At 66.0% G+C, this 3817-nt stretch carries 4 protein-coding genes; 1 reads left to right on the top strand and 3 read right to left on the bottom strand.

Going from position 1 to position 3817, the window contains the following annotated elements; genetic code table 11:
- Positions 1–92: 92 nt before the first annotated feature.
- The gene (locus tag B2V21_RS14705; RefSeq protein WP_049859316.1) at positions 93–1286 is read right to left on the bottom strand and encodes a sensor domain-containing phosphodiesterase; all 1194 of its coding nucleotides are present in this window, start codon (positions 1284–1286) and stop codon (positions 93–95) included.
- A 194-nt stretch (positions 1287–1480) separates the two neighbouring features.
- On the opposite strand from B2V21_RS14705, the gene B2V21_RS14700 reads away from it, so the two are divergent.
- On the top strand, positions 1481–2428 hold the full coding sequence (locus B2V21_RS14700; protein WP_286917237.1) for an AEC family transporter: 948 nt from the start codon (positions 1481–1483) through the stop codon (positions 2426–2428).
- On the opposite strand, the gene B2V21_RS14695 is transcribed toward B2V21_RS14700, so the two are convergent.
- Both B2V21_RS14695 and B2V21_RS14690 read right to left on the bottom strand, forming a co-directional pair.
- Positions 2425–3192, bottom strand: a complete 768-nt coding sequence (locus B2V21_RS14695; protein ID WP_286917236.1) for an SDR family NAD(P)-dependent oxidoreductase — start codon at positions 3190–3192, stop codon at positions 2425–2427. The genes B2V21_RS14700 and B2V21_RS14695 overlap by 4 nt on opposite strands.
- A 46-nt stretch (positions 3193–3238) precedes the next feature.
- Positions 3239–3817, bottom strand: a 579-nt coding sequence (locus tag B2V21_RS14690; RefSeq protein ID WP_286917235.1) for a helix-turn-helix domain-containing protein, incomplete at its 5' end; no start/stop codon positions are given.

Raw genomic sequence — 3817 nt, 5'->3', positions numbered from 1 at the left:
GCCGCTGCTACAGGGGGATGCGAACGTTTCCAGAGATGGTGCGGGCGCGGTCCGTGTAGCAGCGGCGCGAGCCGCGTCCGGGGGCGCCGCTGCTAAAGGGATTCGGGGCGGCCGAGGAGGAAGCCTTGGGCGTTGGCGGCGCCCAGGCGTTTGAGTTGCGCCAGTTCGGCTTCGGTTTCCACGCCTTCGGCGACGATCACGCTGCCGGTCTCCCGGGCGAAGGCGATCAAGGCCGACGCCATGGCGCGTCGCTGGAAATCCTGATCGATACCGCGGGTCAGGCTCATGTCGAGCTTGATGATGTCCGGGCGCACCTGAAGGATATGCCGCATGCTGGCATACCCGGCGCCCGCGTCATCGATCGCCACCCGCACACCTCGCACCCGCAGGGGCTGCAAGGCCACCTGCAACGATGCGTAGTCCTGCACCACGGCATGTTCGGTCAGCTCCAGCACCAGGCGCTCGGCAGGATACTCCTGGAGAACCCCCAGCAAGACGCCGCTGAGCACCAGCTCCGGCGAGCAGTTGATGCTCAGGTAGGTGTCCGGCGCCAGTCGTGACAGCCCGGCCAGCGCTTCGCGGATGGCGAGGCATTCCAGCTGCGTTCCCAGCCCGACTTCGGCGGCTTCCTTGAACCACACGTCCGGAGTGCGTGCCGGTACGCCGCTGAAACGTGACAGGCACTCCCACCCGGCCACACGCATGGTGTGGAGGTCGAAGATCGGCTGATAGACCACCCGTGGCTGACGCGACTCGATGACTTCCAGCACTCGCGAGGTCTTGACGTCATGGTCGCGGGCCCTCTGCAGATCGGTTTCGAGGCGCTCGGCGATCAGTTCGGCGAAGACGTTCATCATCTTCAGATCGCGCTCGCTCAGCCCCGGATCGGGCGTGTGGCTGAAGCAGCAAAAGGTCCCGTATAGTCGGCCGTCGCTCAAGTGGATGGGCACACTCATGTGCGCACCGACCGGCAGACCGGGGGTTTGGGGCACGGCCATGGCGGCCGGCAATTGACCGGTGTCACGAATCAATCCGGGCAGTTCGCCGCTGACAACGCCGCGACAGTAGCCAGCGCTCATCTCGAGGACATCCCCTGGGCTGAGCGGCACCGGGCTGGCGGCATCGACGTGAGTGAACACGCGGTCGCTGTCGCGAAAATGGGAAACGAACGCTACATCCATGCCTAGATGTGTGCGCATGGCGCGCAACACACGATCCACGCAGCCTGCCTCGGTGGCAGACAACGGCTTCAGCGCAACCAGGTCCATCAGGTTATCGGCTGTCATGACGCACTATCGCCTCCTAATGTGATAGTGCCATCAGTGTAGATGGACCTCCCCCCCTCCCTTCAAGTAAAAAACGACGAGACGCCCAACGGTAGGCTCGAATCGCTCCGCAATCAGCGGCAGCGAACCGGCGTGCCGTCCACCGTGGCGCTGCTACACTTCGGCATCCAACCGTGCAAAGGACACCGTGCCCGATGCTTGCAATCTTCAACGTCGCCTTTCCAGTGTTCGGCTTGATCCTGGTGGGTTTCGTCTGCCGTCGGCGCAACGTCCTGGGGCCCAATGCTTCCATCGAGCTCAACCGTTTCGTGATCTACCTGGGCCTCCCTGCCCTGCTGTTCGAAGCCATGGCCCGGCTGGGTACCTTGCAGGGTCTGAACCTGGGCTACGTGCTGGCTTTCGGCCTGGGCATGGGCATCGTTTTTCTGCTGACCCTGTGGCTGCGGTTGCGCGCCCACGCGCACTTTCTGGACGCCACCATCGACGCGCTGGGCGCCGGCTATCCCAACTCGGGATTCTTGGGCATTCCCCTGTGCCTGCTGACCTTTGGCGACCCCGGCATCGCTCCGGCAGTGATCGGCGCCGTGATGACCGCCTGCCTGTTGTTCGCCGTGGCCATCATCATGATCGAGACCTTCCAGCAGACCGAGAAACACTTGGGGCGTACGCTGCTCAAGGTCGGCCGCTCGCTGCTGCGCAATCCGATCATGGTGGCTCCGGTGCTGGGCTCGCTGGTGGCCTACAGCGGCCTGGTGCTCCCGGTGGGCGTTCGCCAGTTGTTCCAGTTTCTGGGTGCTGCGGCGGGGCCCTGCGCGCTGGTGTCGATCGGGCTGTTTCTGGCCGCGGAGAAATCGCAGAAAGCCGACAGCAAGACCCTGGCCATGCTGGTAGCGATGAAACTGCTGCTGCAACCGGCGCTGACGGCGTGGTTGGCGTTCTGGGTGTTCGACATCCCGGCAATGTGGGCGTGGGCAGCGCTGCTGGTGAGTGCGCTGCCCATCGGCAACGGGCCGTTCATGCTGGCCGCGCTGTATGGCCGCGAGGCCGATACCATGTCCCGCGCGATTCTGGTATCGACCCTGTTGTCGCTGGTCACGGTGTCGCTGATCCTGGCATTGATACCGGCTGCGGTGCAGCGCTAGTCGCGCATGTAGCCGCCGTCGACGTCCATGATCTCGCCGGTGACGAAGCTGGCCGCGTCGCTGGCCAGGAAGCACACCGCTGCGGCGATGTCCCGCGGTGAGCCGGCACGCCCCAGGGGCATGTCGGCAAGCACCCGGGCGCGTGCTTCGGGCGCCAGGGCTCGGGTCATCTCGGTGTCGGTCAAGGCCGGGGTGATGGCGTTGGCGGTGATGTTGAACGGCCCGGCTTCGCGGGCCAGGCCCTTGGTCAAGGCGATGACGCCGCCCTTGGCCGCCGCGTAGCAGCTGTTGCCCAACAGACCACCGCCGCGCTTGCCGGCCACCGAGGCAATATTGATGATGCGCCCGGCGCGGCGCGCCATCATGCCGGGCAGCACGGCCTTGGCGCAGAAAAACACGCTGGTGAGGTCGATGGCCAGGACCCGATTCCACTCGGCCGCGCTGACGTCCAGCAACGGCCCGGTCGAGACGATCCCGGCGTTGTTGACCAGAATGTCGATACCGCCCAGCGCTCGTTCGATGGTCTCGACCATGGCCTGCACCTGGCCCTCGTCGGCCACGTCTACGGCCACGCCGATGGCGTCGATGCCCAGTTCGCACAATTGCCCGGCAGCGGCGCGGGCGGCCGCGCCGTCGAGATCGGCAATCGCTACCCGCGCACCGCATTGACCCAGCGCCTGAGCGATGGCAAAGCCGATACCGCGCGCGGCACCGGTCACCACCGCCACCTGGCCGGTGATGGCAAGACTGATAGGGGCATTCATTATTGTTGTTCCCTTGGTTGAAGAGCCTGCAGCGCAAAGCGGGGCGTCAGGCCGGCTGGTAAACGCCCTGGGCGAGTTGGTCCTTGAGCGGCGGGATACCCAGCCGGCGCAACACCCGGTACAGCGACGGCCGGCAGATGCCCAGGGCACGGGCTGCCGCGGACATGTTCCAGCGGCAGGCGTTGAGCACATCCAGCACGTCGGCGCGCTCGTCGACCGGCGTGGCCAGGGTGACCGGGCGGCGGATCGGCGTGACGTTGGCAGGCGCTGCCTGGGTGGACGCACCCTGTTGCGCAACAAAGTCCGCGGGCAGATCGCTGCGCTGGATGCGGCTGCCCTCCATCACCGCGCAGGCGTAGCGAATCACTGCACGCATCTGCCGCAGATTGCCTGGCCAGGGGTGATTGAGCAGCAGCGGCCAGACATCCGAAGCGATGACCTGCCGCGGGTCGCAGCCGGGCAGTTCGCTGGCCACCATCCGGCAGACCAGTTCGGCGCGATCGGTACGCTCGCGCAGGGGCGGCAACTGCACGACGCCGGTGGCGATGCGATAGAACAGGTCTTCGCGAAAGGCGCCTTGCTCGACCAGGCCGGTGAGGTTCTGGTGGGTGGCGCAGATCAGCGC

It is taken from the genome of Pseudomonas sp. UBA6276 (assembly GCF_002438365.1).
In the GTDB taxonomy this organism is placed as follows: domain Bacteria; phylum Pseudomonadota; class Gammaproteobacteria; order Pseudomonadales; family Pseudomonadaceae; genus Aquipseudomonas; species Aquipseudomonas coleopterorum.
This window is presented reverse-complemented; position numbering and strand designations above follow the sequence as displayed.